We start from the raw sequence: 16,425 nt of genomic DNA on the forward strand, positions 1-16,425 counted from the left end.
GCTTCCGTCCTGATCCGTGAAAGCTGCCTAGAGGGCGCGGGCGCCGTCGGAGGGGATCACCGTGAACGAGACGGGCTCGCGCCAGCCGCGCTCGGCGAAGACCTGGAGGACGTCGGCTGCGAGTGCGTCCGCCTCGTCCGCGGGCAGGAGGGCGATCGCGCAGCCGCCGAAGCCGCCGCCCGTCATCCGCGCACCGACGGCGCCCGCCGCCTGCGCCGCCTCGACCACGGCGTCGAGCTGCGGCACGGAGATCTCGAAGTCGTCCCGCATCGACACGTGGCTCGCGTCCATCAGCTCGCCGAAGCGGACAAGGTCGCCCGCCTTCAGCGCCGCGACGCTCTCGAGCACGCGCGCGTCCTCCGTCACGACGTGCCGGACGCGCCGGAAGGTGACGTCGTCGAGCAGCTCCTGCGCGCGCGGCAGGTCGTCGACCGACAGGTCCCTGAGCGCCGCGACGCCCATGGCGGCGGCGCCCCGCTCGCACGCGTCGCGCCGGTCGCGGTAGCCGCCGGTCGCGTGGCTGTGCTCGACCTTCGTGTCGACGACGAGGAGCACGAGCCCCGCGGCGTCGAAGCCGAGCGGCACCTGCTCGACGGCGAGGCTGCGGCAGTCGAGGAAGACCGCCGCGTCGGCCTGCCCGAAGACGCTCGCCGACTGGTCCATGATCCCGGTCGGCGCGCCGACCGCGATGTTCTCGGCCCGCTGGCCGATGCGGGCGAGGTCGCCGCGGTCGAAGCCGAGCCCCCACACGTCGTTCAGCGCCACCGCGACGGCCATCTCGATCGCGGCGGAGGACGACAGCCCCGCGCCGACCGGCACGTCGGAGTCGATCGCGACGTCGAACCCGTGCGTCGCGGGCGCGCCGCGGCGCTCGCCGATCGCCCAGGCGACGCCGAGCGGGTAGGCCGACCAGCCGGTGAACGCGCGCTGCTCGACGGCATCGAGGTCCGACTCGACGACCGCCTCGTCGAAGGTCGACACGAGGCGGATCCGCCGGTCGTCCCGCGGCGAGAGGGCGATCGTCGTCGCCCGGTCGATCGCGAACGGCAGCACGAAGCCGTCGTTGTAGTCGGTGTGCTCGCCGATCAGGTTGACGCGGCCGGGCGCGCGCCAGAACCCGGCGGGGCTCCCGCCGAAGGTGGCGGCGAAGAGGTGGGCGACGGTGTCGGTGCCTGCGGTCACAGCGGACGCTCCCGGTCGGCGGTCGCGAGCGCGACGCGGAGGTGCTCGGCGGTCTGCTCGGGCACGAGGTCACCGATCCACGCACCCATGGCGGCCTCGCTGCCGGCGAGATACTTCAGCCGGTCGGGGCCGCGCCGCGGCGACGTGATCTGGAGGTTCAGGCGCACCCGGTCGCGGTGCGTGGCGACCGGCGCCTGGTGCCAGGCGGCGATGTACGGCGTCGGGGTGTCGTAGAGCGCGTCGACGGCGCGGAGGAGTCGCAGGTAGAGCGGGGCGAGCTCGTCCTTCTCGGCCTCCGTCAGCTCGGTGAAGTCGGCGACGTGGCGGTGCGGCAGCAGGTGCAGCTCGATCGGCCACCGGGCGGCGAACGGCACGAACGCGGTGAAGGAGTCGCTCTCGAGGACCACGCGGCCGGAGGTGCGCTCGAACGCGAGCAGGTCCGCGAAGAGGTCGCCCTCGTACGCGTCGACCTGCCGCAGCAGCGCCTGCGTGCGCGGGGTCACGTACGGGTACGCGTAGATCTGGCCGTGCGGGTGGTGCAGGGTGACGCCGATCGCCTCGCCGCGGTTCTCGAACGGGAACACCTGCTGCACGCCGTCGAGCGCCGAGAGCGCCGCGGTGCGCTGCACCCACGCCTCGACCACGGTGCGCGCTCGGTTCGGCGTCAGGTCCGCGAACGAGCCCGCCGTGCGCGGGTCGAAGCAGACGACCTCCGTACGCCCGACGGAGGTGCGCGTGCGGCCGACGCCGAGCGCGGCGAGGTCCGCGAGGCCCTCCGGCGCGTTCTCCGCGTCGCCGAGCGCCGGACCGAACGACGGGGACCGGTTCTCGAACACCGCGACGTCGTACTGCGACGGCACCTCGGACGGGTTCGTGTCGCTCTGCGGCGCGAGCGGGTCGAACTCCGCGGGCGGGAGGAACGCGCGGTTCTGCCGCGCGGACGCGATCGACACCCAGTCGCCGGTGAGGAGGTCGAGCCGCATCGTCGCGGTCGGCGGCCGCGGATCGAGGTGCCGCGGATCCGCCCGCCGCTCCGACGGCAGGACCGAGTCGCGGTCGTCGAAGTAGATCAGCTCCCGGCCGTCCGCCAACCGCGTCGACCGAACCTCGATGTCCGACATGCCACCTCTCCGGTCCTCGGGCTCAGGGCCCCGCGAAGCCTAGTGGTGAACGTTCACGCACGCCCGAGTCGCGCACGCAGCCCGCTCCGCGCCGCGGGCCACTCGTCGCGCACGATCGAGAAGACGACGGTGTCGCGCAGCGAGCCGTCGGGCATCACCCGGTGGTTGCGGAGGACCCCGTCCTGCTTCGCACCGAGCGCCGCGATCGCGCGGCGCGACTGCCGGTTGTGCCAGTGGGTGCGGAACTCGACGGCGATGCACTCGAGCTCGTCGAACGCCCTCGTGAGCTGCAGCAGCTTCGCCTCCGGGTTGATCGCGGTGCCCTGAGCGGAGCGGCCGAGCCAGGTGGCCCCGATCTCCACGCGCCGGTTCGCCGTGTCGACCTCCCAGTACGTCGTCTCGCCGACGGGCGTGCCGTCCGGCAGGCAGGTCGCCCACGGCACCATCCGGCCGGCGGCGTGGTCCGCGAGCCGCTGCTCGACGTCGGCCGCCATACCCTCCGGCGACGGGACCCACGTCGTCCACTTCCGCCACACGTCGCCGTCGGCCGCCGCACGGGCGAGGCCGGCGACGTGCTGCGGCCCGAGCGGCTCCAGCCGCACGTGCTCCCCGACGAGGAGGGCGGGGGCGAGCATCGGATCGGTCACTCCGCCATCGAACCGCACGGCGGGCCCGGCCGCAGCCGGACCCGGCGGGCGGCGCGGCGTCAGGCCCGGCGCCGGCCGGAGACGGCGGTGTAGATGAGGAGCGCGATGATCGCCCCGATGATGGAGCCGATGATGCCGGAGGGCTGCAGGAACCCGTCCTGCGCGTCGGCGTGGAAGATCAGGTAGCCGAGGAAGCCGCCCACGAAGGAGCCGACGATCCCGAGCAGGATCGTGGCGCCGATGCCCATGCTCTGCCGTCCGGGGACGACGGCGCGGGCGATGAAGCCGGCGATGAGGCCGACGATGATCACGGTGATGAGGGTGCCGATGACGCCCATTGCTGTCTCCTGTCCCCGCGCACCGGTCGGTGCGCGGTGTCCGCCCGACGCTCGGGCGACCTCCAGTCGAGCAGCGGCGGGCGTCCAGCGGCACACCCCCAGGGGTGTAGGTTCCCGCCGTGGACGCGGTGCTGACGAGACCGCTGACGGTCGCTCTGGTCGACGACTACGACGTCGTCCTGATCGGGCTCGCCCACCTGTTCGACGACCACCGCGACCGGGTCGTCGTGGCGGAGATCGACGCGAACGCCCGGTTGGACGACCGGATCGACGTCGTCCTGTACGACTCGTTCGCGCAACCGGAGTCCGACCACGAGGAGGTCGCAGCGCTGCTCCGCAGCGACAAGGCCCGCCGGGTCGCCGTCTACACCTGGAACTTCCACCCGGAACTCGTCGAGGCGGCGCTCGCGCAGGGCGTGCACGGCTACCTCAGCAAGTCGATGTCCGCCGAGGACCTGGTGGATGCCCTCGAGCGCATCCACGGCGGCGAGACCGTCGTGACGGAGGTGACCGGGCGGGTCCGCAGCACCCCGGCTCTCGACTGGCCGGGGAAGGCGCACGGCTTGACCGACCGGGAGTCGGAGATCCTGGCACTCATCACGCAGGGCAAGAGCAACGCGGAGGTCGCCGCGCTCACCTACCTGAGCCCGAACACGGTGAAGTCGTACATCCGAGCCGTCTATCGGAAGATCGGCGCCGACAGCCGGACACGGGCGGTCCTGTGGGGCGTCGCGAACGGCTTCGCGCCCGATCATCACCGCATCGACCACTGGCTCGGGGGCCCGTAGCGACGGGCCGACCGATCACCGGCGGCCGATGCACCGCGACCGGGGCCCGCGATCGCGGGCCCCGGTCAGGCGGTCACTCCTCGAGCTTCAGCGCGACGCCGAGGGCGAAGAACGTCGGCGCCCAGTGGCCGACGAAGATGCCCCAGCGGTCGGACTGGGCCTTGTCGTTCGAGTCCTTGAGCTGCGAGAGCCCCCAGGACGCGAAGCTGAGTCCGATGGAGACGAAACCGCCCCAGTACGCGTACTCGCTCTTGAAGCCTGCATCGACCAACGCCTTGATGGGGTTCATCCGAATCCTTTCGACGGATGCACCCTGGCATCACCGGGTCGGCGAAGGCTGTGCGTCGGTTGCGAGGAGGCCGTCCACGACCGTCCTCGCGACGCGCCGCAGGGACGCGCGGTCGTCCTCGTCGAGCTTCGAGAACAGCACGCCCTGCAGCGTCTCGACGTAGCCGCACGACGCGGTGGCGAAGGCGTCGGCGCCCGCCGCGGTCAGGACGACCCACGTGCCGCGCAGATCCGTCGGGCAGTCGGCCCGCTCGACGAGGCCGCGATCCGCCATGCGACGGACCTGGTGGGAGATGCGGCTCTTCTCCCAGCCGAGGGACTCGGCCAGGGCACCGGCACGGAGTCGGTTGCCCTCCGCGACCGACAGGCTGTGGAGGATGTCGAAGTCGGCGCCGGAGATGCCGGCGTCGCGCTGAAGACGCTGCTCGAGGGCGCGGTCGACGCTCGAGCGCATCGTGGTCATCTCGCGCCACATCGCCCAGTCGGCGGGGTCGAGCCCCATCACCTCGGACATGCACAGAACCCTAGCACTCGGTCGTTGACGTGTCACCGGTATGGCAGAGTGATGGACGCATCAACCGTCTTACGGAAAGGACACCATGGCCGACCTGAAGATCGCCGTCATCCTCGGCAGCACCCGCCAGAACCGCAACGGCAAGGCCGTCGCCGACTGGGTGATCGAGAAGGCCGCTGCGCGCAGCGGCGCGGACTACGAGCTCGTCGACCTCCGCGACTACCCGATGCCGCTGTTCGACGCCGTCGCGTCGCCGGCGTACGTGCCGCCGACCGACCCGGCCGTGCAGAAGTGGGCCGCGAAGGTCGCCGAGTTCGACGGCTACGTCTTCGTCACCCCGGAGTACAACCACAGCTTCTCCGCCGTGCTGAAGAACGCCCTCGACTCGATCTACCACGAGTTCAACAACAAGGCCGCCGCCTTCGTGAGCTACGGCTCCTTCCAGGGCGCGCGGGCCGTCGAGCAGCTGCGCGGCGTCGCCTCGGAGCTGCAGCTCGCGCACGTCCGCCAGCAGCTCGGCTTCAGCCTGTTCACCGACTTCGAGAACATGTCGACCTTCACGCCGGGCCCGCAGCACGACGCGAACGCCGAGGTGCTGTTCACGCAGCTCGAGGCCTGGACCGGCGCGCTCAAGTCGATCCACGCGCACGACACCGTGCCTGCCTGAGTCGATGGCGACGCGAACGCCCCGTTCCTCAGCGAGGAGCGGGGCGTTCGCCGTGCACCGATGCGGAGATCCGGCGCGGGATCTCCGCATCGGCGGACCTCACAGCGCTTCGGCGAAGAAGTCCTTCATGGCCGTCCAGCTGCGGCGGTCGGCACGCTCGTCGTACGCGGCGCCGTGGTCGGGTGCGTCCGCGGTGGGCACCGTGAAGGCGTGCATGGCGCCGGAGTAGGTGACGACCTGCCAGTCGACGGCGGGGGCACCGCGCAGCTCGTCCTCGAAGGCCTTCACCGCGTCGTCCGGGACCACGGGATCGGCCCCGCCCGTCAAGACGAGGAGCTTGGCGCGGATCGCCTCCGCCTCGCCCTCGGGACCGGTGGAGAGGCCGCCGTGGAAGCTGACGACGGCCTTCAGCGGCGCGCCGACGCGGGCGAGCTGCAGCGCGGAGGAGCCGCCGAAGCAGTAGCCGATCGCGGCCAACCGGTCCTGGTCGGCGTCGGGCTCCGCAGTCAGCCGGTCGAGCGCGGCCTGCAGGTGCGCCCGCCAGGTGGTCTGATCGCCGTAGTAGCTCCCCGCGACCTTGGCGGCGTCGGCCTCCGAGGGCCGGACGTCGGCGCCGTAGACGTCCGCGGCGAAGGCCAGATAGCCGATGCGCGCGAGCATGTCGCAGCGCATCCGGGTCGCGTCGGTGACGCCCAGCCAGTCGTGCACGACGAGCACCGCCGGCAGCGGCCCGGTCGCATCCGCCGGGCGGGCGACGTAGCCGCGGTACCGGACGCCGTCGGCCTCGTAGTCGACGTCCTGCCCGATCACCCCGCCCTCGGGCTCCGGTTCGCGGTCGAGGACGGTCTGCAGCACGGGTTCGTAGGTCATGGCGGCATCCTCGTCCGTCGAACCCGGACGTCCGATCACCGCCCGATCGGTCGACCCGATGCCCGTCACATGCCGGAAAGACGCGGCTGGTTCAATCCGTCGCATGCCCGATCTCGTCCTCACCGCCGACCTCGTCCTCGTCGACGGAGCGTTCCGCCCCGCGTCCGTCGTGATCTCGGACGGCCGGATCGAGCGGATCGGGACGGTGGAGGAGGCACCGGCCGACGCGGTGCGCCTCGCGCCCGACGAGGTGCTGCTGCCGGGCCTCGTCGACACGCACGTCCACGTGAACGAGCCGGGCCGCACCGAGTGGGAGGGGTTCGCGACCGCGACCGCCGCCGCGGCGGCGGGCGGTGTGACGACGCTCATCGACATGCCGCTGAACTCGATCCCGCCGACGATCGACGTGCCGGCGCTCGAGGTGAAGCGGGACGCCGCGCGCGGCGCGGTGCTGGTCGACGTCGGCTTCTGGGGCGGAGCGGTGCCGGACTCGCTGGGGCGACTCCGGCCGCTCTGGGACGAGGGCGTCTTCGGCTTCAAGTGCTTCCTCGCCCCGTCGGGCGTGGACGAGTTCCCGCACCTCGACCGGGCGCGGCTCGCCGCGGCGCAGGACGAGCTCGCGGCGTTCGACGGGTTGCTCATCGTGCACGCGGAGGACCCGGACGTGCTCGACCGCGCGGCGAACGGCGGCGGCCGCGAGTACCCCGCGTTCGTCGCGTCCCGGCCCGAGGAGGCGGAGTCGACCGCCGTCGACGCGGTGATCGACGGGCTGCGGCGCACCGGCGGTCGGGCGCACGTCCTCCACGTCTCCGCGGCGGCAGCGGTCGCGCGGATCAGGGCCGCGAAGGCGGAGGGCCTCCGGATCACCGCGGAGACCTGCCCCCACTACCTCGTGTTCGACGAGGCGCACATCCCCGACGGCGCGACCCAGTACAAGTGCTGCCCGCCGATCCGCGACGCGGCGAACCAGGACCTGCTCTGGGCCGGGCTGCTCGACGGGACGATCGACCTCGTCGTCAGCGACCACTCCCCCTCCACGGCCGAGCGCAAGTTCGCCGGCGACGGCGACTTCCAGGTGGCGTGGGGCGGCATCGCCGGGCTGCAGTTCGGGCTGCCCGCGGTGTGGACGGAGGCGCGCCGGCGCGGCGTGCCGCTCGAGACCGTCGTCGACCGGTTCTGCCGCAGCACCGCCGACTTCGCCGGGCTGAGCACGAAGGGGCGCATCGCGGCGGGCGCCGACGCGGACCTCGTCGTCTTCGCGCCCGCGGCGCCGCACCGGGTCGCGGTCGAGGAGCTGCGCTACCGCAACCCGGTCAGCGCGTACGTCGGCCACGACCTCGTCGGCGAGGTCCGGCGCACCTACCTGGCGGGCCTGCCGATCGACTCGGCCGAGCCCCCGCGGGGTCGCCTCCTCACCCGCCCCTGAGATCCCGTTTCAGCGGTGCCACTCGTAGGGCGTCGTCGTCGAGACCTTGAGGAAGCCGCTGCGCTCGAGGATCGGGCGCGAGTACTCGGTCGAGTCGCTGTTGATCCACCGGACGCCGCGCCGCAGCGCGGACGTCGCGCGGGCGGCGGTCAGCGCCCGGTAGATGCCGCGGCGCCGCTGGTCCTCCCGGGTCGCGCCGCCCCAGATCCCGGCGAAGTGGGTGCCCGGCACCGGTGACAGCCGACCCGTGCACACGATCTCGCCGCCGACCTCCGCGATCCACATCTCGTCGCCGCCGGAGGCGATGCGCTCGACGAGCTCGGCGGCCCGCGCCGCGCTCGGCTCCTCGTCGAACGCGCGGTCCGCGGCGAACGACGCGCGTCGCACGTCCTCCGGCTCCGTCACCGACCGCAGCACGACGTCCTCCGGGAGCGGGAGGTCGAGCGCGAGCAGCTCCGCGGCGCCGATCATGATCGACTCCGGCTCCTGCGGCTCGTAGCCCGCCTCGATCAGGGCCTCGTGCAGGCCGTCGGCGGCGTCGTGCTGCCGGGTCTTCCACTCGATCCGCTCGATGGTCGGGTCCGCGGCGAGCACGGCGGTCGCCGCGCGGACGAGCGCCCGGACGCCGCCCGCGTCCAGCCCGCCGAGGTCGCGGTAGCCGATGAACCCCTGGTCGCCCGCGAACACCCCGATCCACAGCGGACCGAGTCGGAACCGGCGCGCGGCGGTGCGGATCTCGGCCTCCCCGCGCAGCTGCGCGTCGTAGGCGGCGAGAAGGTCGGCGGCGTCGCTCATCGGGTCAGGTTTACACGGGGGACACATCGCGGTGCGAGAGTCGGCGCATGTCGATCCAGCTCGGTCCGATCCAGTACGGCAAGGCGGAGACGCGCCTGGTGCGGATCGTGCGGGACACCGCGCGGCACGAGATCACCGACCTGAACGTCTCGTCCGCGCTGCGCGGCCCGTTCGAGGCCGCGTACCTCGACGGCGATCAGTCGAACGTGCTGCCGACGGACACGCAGAAGAACAGCGCCTACGTGTGGGCGAAGAAGCTGAACCCCGACCCGATCGAGGCGTACGGCCTCGCGCTCGCGCACCACTTCGTGGACGACGTGCCGCCCGTCGAGGCGGCCAGGATCGAGATCGAGCGCTACGGCTGGACGCGGGTCGAGATCGACGGCCGTCCCCACGACCACACCTTCGTCCGCACGGGCCAGGAGGTGCGGACGGCCGCGATCACCTATGAGCCGGCGGTCACGCATGTCGTCCAGGGGTTCAAGGACCTCGTCGTGCTGAAGAGCACCGGGAGCCACTTCAAGGACTTCCTCGTCGACGAGTACACGACCCTGCAGCCGACCGACGACCGCATCATGGCGACGTCGCTCACGGCGAAGTGGCGGATCACCGACCCGGCCGCCGACCTCGACTGGAACGGGATGTACGCGGGCGTGAAGGCCGCGATGCTGGAACGGTTCGCGGAGCTCGAGTCCTACGCCCTCCAGCAGACGCTCTGGCACATGGGCCGCGCCGCGCTCGAGGCGTACCCGGCGATCGCGGAGATCCGGCTCGTCGCGCCGAACAAGCACCACTTCCTCGTCGACTTCTCCCGCTTCGACGAGCCGAACGAGAACGAGGTCTTCCACGCCGACGACCGCCCGTACGGCCTGATCCAGGCCTCCGCCGTCCGCGAGGGCGCGTCACCGGCCGGGGACGCCTGGTACAGCTACACCGGACTCGTCTGAGCCAGACTGCCGCCGTGGGCGTGGACGGTGGAGCGCAGGAGCGGACGCTCGCTCTGTTCGACCTCGACGGCACGCTGCTCGACGGCAGCGGGCTGCCCGGCGCGATGCGCGCGACCTGCACGGCGCTCGCGGCGTTCCTGCCCGGGATCGATGCCGATGCGCTCGTCCGCGCGAACACGGCCGCGTGGGAGCGGCTGTGGCCCGAGGTCGAGGACGACTGGATGCTCGGCGGCCGCAGCGGGCTCGACGTGGGGCGCGACGTGTGGCGCGCGGCGCTGGAGGCCTGCGGCGCGACCGGCGACGACGTGGTCGACCGGGCCGTCCTCGAGTGGGACCGGCAGGAGCGGGCGGCCCTGCGCCTCTTCCCCGACGCGGTGCCGACCCTCGACGGCCTGGCCGCGCAGGGCGTCCGCATCGGCATGGTGACGAACGGGGCGGCCGCCGTGCAGCGGGACAAGCTCGCGGGCACGGGGATCCTCGACCGGTTCGACCCCCTGATCGTCTCGAGCGAGGTCGGGGTCAAGAAGCCCGATCCGGCGATCTTCGAGGTCGCGCTCGCCGCAGCCGGCGTCACCCCGGCCGAGGCCTGGTTCGTCGGCGACCACCTCTGGCACGACGCCGAGGGCGCCCTCCGCGCCGGGCTCCGCGCGATCTGGCTCGACCGCCGGGGCGTGGCCCTGGAGCCCGACTGGCCGCGGCCCGACGCGGTCGTGACCTCGCTGACCGAGCTGCTGCCGCCCGCCGCCGGCTAGGAGCCGCGGTACGTGGAGTACGAGAACGGGCTGAGCAGCAGCGGCACGTGGTAGTGCTCGGTGCCCGACACCCGGAACACGACCTGCACCTCCGGGTAGAAGGCGGGCCGGTGCGTCGCGTCGAAGTAGTCGCCGGTCGCGAAGGTGAGGCGGTAGATCCCCGCCTCGAGCCGGTCCGGCCCGAGCTCCGGGATGCGGCCGTCCGCGTTCGTCGCGCCGCTGCCGACCTCGCTCCAGCCGTCCGGCGTCTGCCGGTCGAACGTGACGCCGACGCCGACCGCCGGCGTGCCGAACGCGGCGTCGAGCACGTGCGTCGTGACCTGGCTCATCAGGCCTCCTCGAACAGGGCCGCGATGCGGAGCGCCGCGATCTGCCGCAGCTGCTCCTTCGCCTCCGCCGCCTCTGCCTCGTCGTCGTTCTTCAGCCGCCGCTGGAGCTCGTCGAGCACCTCCTGCCGGGACCGGCCCGCGGCGCGGATCAGGAACACGCGGCCGAAGCGGCCCTCGTAGACCTCGTTGCCGCGCGCGAGCGCCGCGTCGACGCCCTCCTCGCGCGGGCCGAGCCCGGCCTGCTCCCCCGCGGAGAGGCGCGAGCCGTCCCCGTCGCCCTCCGACCGCTCGCCGATGCGCGGGTGGTGGCCGACCGCCTCGTCGAGCTCCGCGTCGGTCAGCCCGGCGGCGGCCTGCTCCCCCGCCGCGACCAGCTCGTCCACGGTCGCATAGGGGCCGCCGTCCGCGACCTCGGCGACCCATCGGGCGATGCCGAGCGCGGCGCTGAGCCGTTCGCGCGCCTCCGGCGTCCGGGTGTCGATCACCCGGTCGAGCCTACTGAGCGCCCTCCGCCGGCACGGGCCGCCGGACGGCGCCGGGCTCCCGGGCGGCGCCGGACGCGAACCCGGCGACGACGATCAGCGTGAGGACGACGAGCAGCGCGTGGAGGACGCCCGTGTGCTCGCCGATCAGGCCGATGAGGGGCGGCCCGACGAGGAAGGCGGTGTAGCCGATCGTGGCGACCGCGCCGACCGTCGCGGTGGCGGTGCGGGGGTCGTCCGCGGCGGCGGACATCCCGACCGGGAAGCCGAGCGACGCGCCGAGGCCCCACAGGACGACACCGGCGATCGCGATCACGTCGTTCGGCACGAAGATCACGAGCAGCAGCCCGGCGACCGCGAAGGCGGCCGACCAGCGGAGGACCGGCACGCGCCCGAAGCGGTCGAGGAGGAACACGCCGCCGATCCGTCCGGCCGTCATCGCGGCGAGGAACACGGAGAGCACGGCCGCGCCGCCGGCGTTGTCGAACCCGTGCCCGTCGACCATCGCGAGCCCCAGCCAGTCGTTCGCGCTGCCCTCCGCGAACGCCATGCCGAGCACGATCGCGCCGATGAGCAGGACGCGGGGGTCGCGCCACACGACGAGCCGGCTGCGCCAGCCGGACGGCGCGGGCTCGGCCCCCTCCTCCTCGGCGTGCTCGGCCGGCTGGAGGAACCGGACCAGCACGAGCGTGGTGACGAGCGCGAAGACGCCGACGGCCGAGAAGTGCACGCCCATCGGCACGCCGAGTCCCGCGAGCAGCGCGCCGAGGCCGGCGCCCGCGACGGTGCCCCCGCTGAACGCGGCGTGGAACAGCGGCATGATCGTCCGGCCGATCGCCCGCTCGTTCGCCGCGCCGGAGAGGTTCATCGCGACGTCGACGACGCTCGCGCCGCCGAGCACGATCAGCACGAGGAAGATCGGCAGGAACGCGGGGACGAAGGTCACGATCGGCCCGAGCACGATCATCGCGACGCTGACGGCGCCGTAGAGCCAGAGGATCGTCCTCGTCGCCCCGAGCCGCGCGACGATGTGGCTGGCGGCGATCACGCCCACGATGGAGCCGGCGCTCATGCCGAGGATGAGGAAGCCCATCTCCTGCGTCGTCGCGTGCAGCAGGTCGCGCACCGCGGGCACGCGGCTCGCCCAGGTGGCGAACACGAAGCCGCAGAGCGCAAAGATGGTGAACACCGCGTTCCGCCACTGGCGGAGCGTGCGGGACGGCTTCGTCCGGGTGGTACTCATCGCCGGCAACGGTACGGTCCGCAACCGCTTGCCGACCACCTGGAAGGGATCCCGATGACCGATGTCGTGGGACTCGTGCTCGCCGCGGGCGCCGGGGAGCGGTTCGGCGGACCGAAGGCGCTCGCGAGGACGCCGGACGGCGAGCCATGGATCGCGCGCGCGGCGCGGACGATGCAGGACGGCGGCTGCGACGAGGTCGTCGTGGTGCTCGGCGCGGCGGCGGAGGAGGCCGCGGCGCTCGTGCCGGAAGGCGTCCGCACGGTCGTGGCCGACGCGTGGCGCGACGGGATGGGTGCGTCGCTCGCCGCCGGGATCCGCGGCCTGCCGGAGGCGGACACCGCGCTGATCGGCCTCGTCGACACCCCGGAGCTGCCGGCCGCCGTGATCGAGCGGGTGCTGGGCGCCGGCCTCGAGCGCGACGTGCTGGCGCGGGCGGTCTACGACGGGCGTCCCGGTCACCCCGTGCTGCTCGGCCGCGACCACTGGGAGGCGTTCCGGGACGCGCTGCACGGCGACGAGGGCGGCCGCCGCTACCTCGAGCTGCACGACGCAGTGCACGTCGAGTGCAGCGATCTCTACGACGGCGAGGACCGCGACCTCCGCTGACGTTGCACGGATCAGGACGCGCGTCGCGACACGCCGCTCCGTCGCCCGCGGTGGCCGGCGTGTCGGCCGATCCGTCCTGATCCGTGAAAGGAGGTCAGAGCTCGAGCTCCTGGAGGGCGGCGTAGGTGCGGTCGACCGCGGCGACGCGGGCCGCTCCCGCCGGCCCGGCAGCGGCGAGGACCGCCCCGGCGAGGAGGCTGACCAGGGTCGCGGCGGCCGCGTAGGAGTCGAAGGGGGACGCCGACTCGATGGCGACGTCGAACCGCCACCGGTCCGCCGAGGGTCGCAGCGACGGGTCGGCGATGAGCACGAGGTTCGGCGTGGCCGCCCGCGCCGCGGCGACGACGCGGCCGAACCCGGCCGGGCGGCGGCGGAACCCGACGAGCACGACGGCGTCCTCCGGCGTCACCCCGGCGAGCTCCTCGCCGATCGTCTGCCCCGCCCCGGGGGCGAGGAGGACGTCCGACCGGACCTGGGCGAGCGCCTGCCGCAGCAGGGTCGCGATCGGCTGGGCGGAGCGCGCCCCGACGACGAGCACCCGCGGCGCGGCGGCGAGCGCGCTGGCAGCCGCCTGCAGCGCAGCCCGGTCGAGCCCGGCGCCCAGATCGCGCACGTGCTCGACGTCACGGGCGATCTGCGCCGCGACCGGGTCGTCGAGATCGCCGACGGCGACCGGCACGCCCGCGGCGCGGCGGCCGCGCAGCACCTCCCGCGCCTCCTGGGACCCGGCGAAGCCGAGCCGCCGGAAGCACCGCGAGACGGTCGCCTTCGAGACGCCGGTCCGGCGCGCGAGCTCGCTCGAGTTGTAGAGGGCCGACTCGTCCGGCCGGGCGAGCAGGAACCCCGCGACGCGCTGCTCCTGCGGGCTGAGCGTCGGCCAGGCCCCGTCGATCCGGGCCGCGAGCGCCTCCGTCACGCCCGCTGCCGGTCGGCGACCGCGAGCACCGCCGCCGCGAAGGCGTCGAGCGCGGCCGCGGTGTCCGCCTCCGTCACCGTCTCGTCCGGATGGTGGCTGATGCCGTCGTTGCCGCAGCGGAGGAACAGCATCGCGACGCCGGTGACGTCGGCCACGGCCATGCCGTCGTGCCCGGCCCGGCTCCAGATCCGCATCGGGTCCTGGTCGCCGGTCGCGCGGACGCCCGCCTCGATCGCGCCGACCAGTGCCGGATCGCATGCGGTCGTGTCGGCCCGGTAGAACTCGTCCCAGCTCCAGGCGACGCCGCGCCGCTCGCAGACCTCGCGGGCGACGGCGTCGATGCGGTCGAAAGCGTCGTCGCGCGCCTCGTCGGTCTCCGCGCGGAGGTCGAGCGAGAAGCGGCAGACGCCCGGCACGACGTTGACGCCGCCGGGGAACGCACGGATCCGGCCGACCGTGCCGATCGTCCCCGTCTCGATCGCGATGCGCTCGATCGCGACGACGATCTCCGCCGCGGCGACCGCCGCGTCCCGCCGCCGCGCGTAGGGCGTCCCGCCCGCGTGGCCGGCCCGGCCGGTGACCTGCAGCGCGAGGCGCCGGGCGCCGGCGATGGAGGTGACGACGCCGAGCGGCTTCCCGGCGTCGAGCAGGTGCGGGCCCTGCTCGATGTGCGCCTCGAGGTAGCCGACGAGGTCCTCCGGCCGCCGGGCCGCGTCCCCGACCCGCGCCGGGTCGAGGCCGAAGGCCGTCATCGCCTGCGCGACGGTCGTGCCCGCGCGGTCCGGGGTGGCCAGCCAGGCGTCGCCGACGCGACCCGCGAAGGCCCGGGACCCGAACAGTGCGTTGCCGAACCGCGTCCCCTCCTCGTCGGTGAACCCGATCACCTCGAGGGCGAAGGGCAGCGCGCTCGCGTCGAGGCGGTCCGCGACCTCGATCGCGAGCAGCACGCCGAGCATGCCGTCGTACCGGCCCGCGTCGGTGACGGTGTCGAGATGGCTGCCGAGCACCAGCGCGGGCAGGCCGGGACGCTCGCCCTCCAGCCGCCCGCAGAGGTTCCCGACCGCGTCCTCGTGCACAGCGAGCCCGGCCTCCCGCATCCACTCGCCCACGAGGGCGTTCGCGGCGCGGTGCTCGGGCGAGAACGGCACGCGCTCGATCGCGCCGGGCAGCGAGCTGAGCTCCGCGAGCGCGTCGCAGCGCGCGAGGGCGCGGGGCGCGCCGATCACGCCGCCGCCCGGTACGCGTCGAGGGCGGCCTCGGTCCCGCCGCCGGTCGGCACGCCGACGCCGTGCCGACGCAGCACCGCCTCGAGCGCCGCCAGGGTGACGAGCACCGCGTCGCGCCGGGCGTTGTAGCCCATCGTCCCGATGCGCCACACGCGGCCGTGCAGCGGACCGAAGGAGGTGCCGATCTCGATGCCGTAGTCCGTGAGCAGCTCGGCGCGGACGGCGTCGCCGACGACGCCCTCCGGGATCTCCACGCCCACGACGTTCGTCATCCGGTGCGCCACGTCGCCGAAGACGGCCAGGCCGAGCCCCCGGACCCCGGCGAGCATCGCGTCGCCGTGCAGGCGGTGGCGCGCGACGGACGCGTCGACGCCCTCCTCGAGCAGGATGCGGGCGCACTCGCGGGCGCCGTAGAGCATCGTCGTCGCCTCGGTGTGGTGGTTGAGCCGCTTCGGCCCCCAGTAGTCGAGGATCTGGCCGAGGTCGAAGTAGTTCGAGCGGATCGGGTCCGAACGGACCGGGTCGCCCTCCGTCCGGATGCCGGCCTCGATGCTCTTCCGCGACTCGATCACCTCCACCGCCCGCGCCGAGAGCGTGATCGGCGCCGAGCCGGACGGGCCGCCGAGGCACTTCTGCAGCCCCGCGGTGACGGCGTCGAGACCCCACTCGTCGGTCAGGAACTCGTTGCCGCCGAGCGTGGCGGTGGTGTCGCAGTAGAGCAGCACGTCGTGCTCCCGGCAGATCGCGCCGAGCGCGTCGAGCGGCTGCGCGACGGTCGTGGAGGTGTCGCCGTGCACGACGGCCAGGAGCTTCGGCCGCACCTCGCGGATCGCGGCCTCGATGGCGGCGGGGTCGAAGACCTGCCCCCACGGCACGTCGATCGCGTGGACCTCCGCGCTGCAGCGCTCCGCGATCTCGACGAGCAGGTGCCCGAACCGGCCGAACCGGGGCACGAGGACGCGGTCGCCGGGCTCGACGAGGGAGACGAGCGCCGCTTCGATGCCGGCGCGCGAGGTGCCGTCGACGAGGAGGGTCGCGTCGTTCGCCGTGCGGAACACGTCGCGGTAGAGCGCCTGCGTCTCGGTCATCGTCGCCGTCATGAACGGGTCGTACTGGCCGACGAGCTGCGCCGACATCGCCTGCAGCACCCGCGGGTACACGGTGATGGGCCCCGGTCCCATGAGCAGCCGGGCGGGCGGGTCGATCGGGCCTGCGGACATCCTGCTCCTCGCCTGGAACGAACGTTTCCGCAGCGATGCTACGGCAACGGATGTTTCAGGAGCGTGAT

At 73.6% G+C, this 16,425-nt stretch carries 20 protein-coding genes; 6 read left to right on the forward strand and 14 right to left on the reverse strand.

The window, feature by feature from the left end; genetic code table 11:
• Positions 1–27 precede the first annotated feature (27 nt).
• The 4 genes from galK to CLV52_RS00500 form a co-directional block, all read right to left on the reverse strand.
• Entirely contained in the window at positions 28–1,182 is a 1,155-nt protein-coding gene (gene galK / locus CLV52_RS00485; RefSeq protein WP_133763857.1) for a galactokinase, read from the reverse strand.
• Positions 1,179–2,303 (reverse strand): galactose-1-phosphate uridylyltransferase, encoded by a 1,125-nt coding sequence (gene galT, locus CLV52_RS00490; protein ID WP_133763859.1) that lies wholly within the window; start codon positions 2,301–2,303, stop codon positions 1,179–1,181. Before galT ends, galK begins: the two co-directional genes overlap by 4 nt.
• Before the next feature lie 53 nt (positions 2,304–2,356).
• Entirely contained in the window at positions 2,357–2,938 is a 582-nt protein-coding gene (locus CLV52_RS00495; RefSeq protein ID WP_133765760.1) for a GNAT family N-acetyltransferase, read from the reverse strand.
• Between the two features lie 71 nt (positions 2,939–3,009).
• On the reverse strand, positions 3,010–3,288 hold the full coding sequence (locus CLV52_RS00500; RefSeq protein WP_133763861.1) for a GlsB/YeaQ/YmgE family stress response membrane protein: 279 nt from the start codon (positions 3,286–3,288) through the stop codon (positions 3,010–3,012).
• A 119-nt stretch (positions 3,289–3,407) separates the two neighbouring features.
• Here CLV52_RS00500 and CLV52_RS00505 point away from each other — a divergent pair, with 119 nt between their 5' ends.
• Positions 3,408–4,076, forward strand: a complete 669-nt coding sequence (locus CLV52_RS00505) for a response regulator transcription factor (RefSeq protein ID WP_133763865.1) — start codon at positions 3,408–3,410, stop codon at positions 4,074–4,076.
• A gap of 73 nt (positions 4,077–4,149) precedes the next feature.
• Here the strand turns inward: CLV52_RS00505 and CLV52_RS00510 are convergent, their stop codons facing one another.
• Together CLV52_RS00510 and CLV52_RS00515 are read right to left on the reverse strand one after the other, a co-directional pair.
• Positions 4,150–4,365 carry a hypothetical protein gene (locus CLV52_RS00510; RefSeq protein ID WP_133763867.1) on the reverse strand — a complete coding sequence of 72 codons (216 nt, stop codon included), beginning with the start codon at positions 4,363–4,365 and terminating at the stop codon, positions 4,150–4,152.
• Positions 4,366–4,395: 30 nt separating this feature from the next.
• Positions 4,396–4,878, reverse strand: a complete 483-nt coding sequence (locus CLV52_RS00515; protein WP_133763869.1) for a MarR family winged helix-turn-helix transcriptional regulator — start codon at positions 4,876–4,878, stop codon at positions 4,396–4,398.
• Positions 4,879–4,963: 85 nt separating this feature from the next.
• Between CLV52_RS00515 and CLV52_RS00520 the strand changes: the two genes are divergently transcribed.
• The gene (locus tag CLV52_RS00520) at positions 4,964–5,545 is read left to right on the forward strand and encodes an NADPH-dependent FMN reductase (RefSeq protein WP_133763871.1); all 582 of its coding nucleotides are present in this window, start codon (positions 4,964–4,966) and stop codon (positions 5,543–5,545) included.
• Between the two features lie 99 nt (positions 5,546–5,644).
• Here CLV52_RS00520 and CLV52_RS00525 read toward each other — a convergent pair whose 3' ends face one another.
• A complete protein-coding gene (locus tag CLV52_RS00525) occupies positions 5,645–6,415 on the reverse strand; it encodes a dienelactone hydrolase family protein (protein ID WP_133763873.1) in 771 nt (256 codons plus the stop codon).
• Between the two features lie 103 nt (positions 6,416–6,518).
• Between CLV52_RS00525 and allB the strand changes: the two genes are divergently transcribed.
• On the forward strand, positions 6,519–7,841 hold the full coding sequence (gene allB / locus CLV52_RS00530; protein WP_133763875.1) for an allantoinase AllB: 1,323 nt from the start codon (positions 6,519–6,521) through the stop codon (positions 7,839–7,841).
• A gap of 9 nt (positions 7,842–7,850) precedes the next feature.
• Here the strand turns inward: allB and CLV52_RS00535 are convergent, their stop codons facing one another.
• Positions 7,851–8,636, reverse strand: coding sequence for a GNAT family N-acetyltransferase (locus CLV52_RS00535; protein WP_133763877.1), 786 nt, complete (start codon positions 8,634–8,636; stop codon positions 7,851–7,853).
• 47 nt (positions 8,637–8,683) lie between these two features.
• Here CLV52_RS00535 and pucL point away from each other — a divergent pair, with 47 nt between their 5' ends.
• Complete coding sequence (gene pucL, locus CLV52_RS00540) at positions 8,684–9,583, forward strand: factor-independent urate hydroxylase (RefSeq protein WP_133763879.1); 900 nt, start codon at positions 8,684–8,686, stop codon at positions 9,581–9,583.
• Positions 9,584–9,597: 14 nt separating this feature from the next.
• A complete protein-coding gene (locus tag CLV52_RS00545) occupies positions 9,598–10,335 on the forward strand; it encodes an HAD family hydrolase (RefSeq protein ID WP_162850653.1) in 738 nt (245 codons plus the stop codon).
• On the opposite strand, the gene uraH is transcribed toward CLV52_RS00545, so the two are convergent.
• Genes uraH through CLV52_RS00560 form a run of 3 tightly spaced genes read right to left on the reverse strand, consistent with a single transcriptional unit; the run spans position 10,332 to position 12,389 of the window.
• Positions 10,332–10,664, reverse strand: coding sequence for a hydroxyisourate hydrolase (uraH, locus tag CLV52_RS00550; protein ID WP_133763882.1), 333 nt, complete (start codon positions 10,662–10,664; stop codon positions 10,332–10,334). The two genes, CLV52_RS00545 and uraH, sit on opposite strands and share 4 nt — an antisense overlap.
• Positions 10,664–11,149, reverse strand: a complete 486-nt coding sequence (gene uraD, locus CLV52_RS00555) for a 2-oxo-4-hydroxy-4-carboxy-5-ureidoimidazoline decarboxylase (RefSeq protein WP_133763884.1) — start codon at positions 11,147–11,149, stop codon at positions 10,664–10,666. The genes uraH and uraD overlap by 1 nt, the downstream gene beginning before the upstream one ends.
• A gap of 10 nt (positions 11,150–11,159) precedes the next feature.
• Positions 11,160–12,389 (reverse strand): MFS transporter, encoded by a 1,230-nt coding sequence (locus CLV52_RS00560; RefSeq protein WP_133763886.1) that lies wholly within the window; start codon positions 12,387–12,389, stop codon positions 11,160–11,162.
• Between the two features lie 54 nt (positions 12,390–12,443).
• Between CLV52_RS00560 and CLV52_RS00565 the strand changes: the two genes are divergently transcribed.
• Positions 12,444–12,995, forward strand: a complete 552-nt coding sequence (locus CLV52_RS00565; RefSeq protein ID WP_133763888.1) for a nucleotidyltransferase family protein — start codon at positions 12,444–12,446, stop codon at positions 12,993–12,995.
• Positions 12,996–13,089: 94 nt separating this feature from the next.
• Here the strand turns inward: CLV52_RS00565 and CLV52_RS00570 are convergent, their stop codons facing one another.
• From CLV52_RS00570 to CLV52_RS00580, 3 genes are read right to left on the reverse strand one after another with little or no spacing between them, the layout of a single operon-like run.
• Positions 13,090–13,911 (reverse strand): MurR/RpiR family transcriptional regulator, encoded by an 822-nt coding sequence (locus tag CLV52_RS00570; protein WP_162850654.1) that lies wholly within the window; start codon positions 13,909–13,911, stop codon positions 13,090–13,092.
• Positions 13,908–15,137: an allantoate amidohydrolase gene (locus tag CLV52_RS00575; RefSeq protein WP_133763892.1), complete on the reverse strand. Its 1,230-nt coding sequence runs from the start codon at positions 15,135–15,137 to the stop codon at positions 13,908–13,910. Before CLV52_RS00575 ends, CLV52_RS00570 begins: the two co-directional genes overlap by 4 nt.
• A complete protein-coding gene (locus CLV52_RS00580) occupies positions 15,134–16,357 on the reverse strand; it encodes a pyridoxal-phosphate-dependent aminotransferase family protein (protein WP_246017849.1) in 1,224 nt (407 codons plus the stop codon). Before CLV52_RS00580 ends, CLV52_RS00575 begins: the two co-directional genes overlap by 4 nt.
• Positions 16,358–16,425 lie beyond the last annotated feature (68 nt).

It is taken from the genome of Amnibacterium kyonggiense, assembly GCF_004364555.1.
GTDB classification, from domain to species: Bacteria; Actinomycetota; Actinomycetes; order Actinomycetales; family Microbacteriaceae; genus Amnibacterium; species Amnibacterium kyonggiense.

What these genes read in the sequence shown, in the direction of transcription:
- galT (WP_133763859.1), bottom strand. Translation starts at nt 2,303, where the DNA reads ATGTCGGACATCGAGGTTCGGTCGACGCGGTTGGCGGACGGCCGGGAG.
- CLV52_RS00495 (WP_133765760.1), bottom strand. Translation starts at nt 2,938, where the DNA reads ATGCTCGCCCCCGCCCTCCTCGTCGGGGAGCACGTGCGGCTGGAGCCG.
- CLV52_RS00500 (WP_133763861.1), bottom strand. Translation starts at nt 3,288, where the DNA reads ATGGGCGTCATCGGCACCCTCATCACCGTGATCATCGTCGGCCTCATC.
- CLV52_RS00510 (WP_133763867.1), bottom strand. Translation starts at nt 4,365, where the DNA reads ATGAACCCCATCAAGGCGTTGGTCGATGCAGGCTTCAAGAGCGAGTAC.
- CLV52_RS00515 (WP_133763869.1), bottom strand. Translation starts at nt 4,878, where the DNA reads ATGTCCGAGGTGATGGGGCTCGACCCCGCCGACTGGGCGATGTGGCGC.
- CLV52_RS00520 (WP_133763871.1), top strand. Translation starts at nt 4,964, where the DNA reads ATGGCCGACCTGAAGATCGCCGTCATCCTCGGCAGCACCCGCCAGAAC.
- CLV52_RS00525 (WP_133763873.1), bottom strand. Translation starts at nt 6,415, where the DNA reads ATGACCTACGAACCCGTGCTGCAGACCGTCCTCGACCGCGAACCGGAG.
- allB (WP_133763875.1), top strand. Translation starts at nt 6,519, where the DNA reads ATGCCCGATCTCGTCCTCACCGCCGACCTCGTCCTCGTCGACGGAGCG.
- CLV52_RS00535 (WP_133763877.1), bottom strand. Translation starts at nt 8,636, where the DNA reads ATGAGCGACGCCGCCGACCTTCTCGCCGCCTACGACGCGCAGCTGCGC.
- pucL (WP_133763879.1), top strand. Translation starts at nt 8,684, where the DNA reads ATGTCGATCCAGCTCGGTCCGATCCAGTACGGCAAGGCGGAGACGCGC.
- uraH (WP_133763882.1), bottom strand. Translation starts at nt 10,664, where the DNA reads ATGAGCCAGGTCACGACGCACGTGCTCGACGCCGCGTTCGGCACGCCG.
- CLV52_RS00560 (WP_133763886.1), bottom strand. Translation starts at nt 12,389, where the DNA reads ATGAGTACCACCCGGACGAAGCCGTCCCGCACGCTCCGCCAGTGGCGG.
- CLV52_RS00565 (WP_133763888.1), top strand. Translation starts at nt 12,444, where the DNA reads ATGACCGATGTCGTGGGACTCGTGCTCGCCGCGGGCGCCGGGGAGCGG.
- CLV52_RS00580 (WP_246017849.1), bottom strand. Translation starts at nt 16,357, where the DNA reads ATGTCCGCAGGCCCGATCGACCCGCCCGCCCGGCTGCTCATGGGACCG.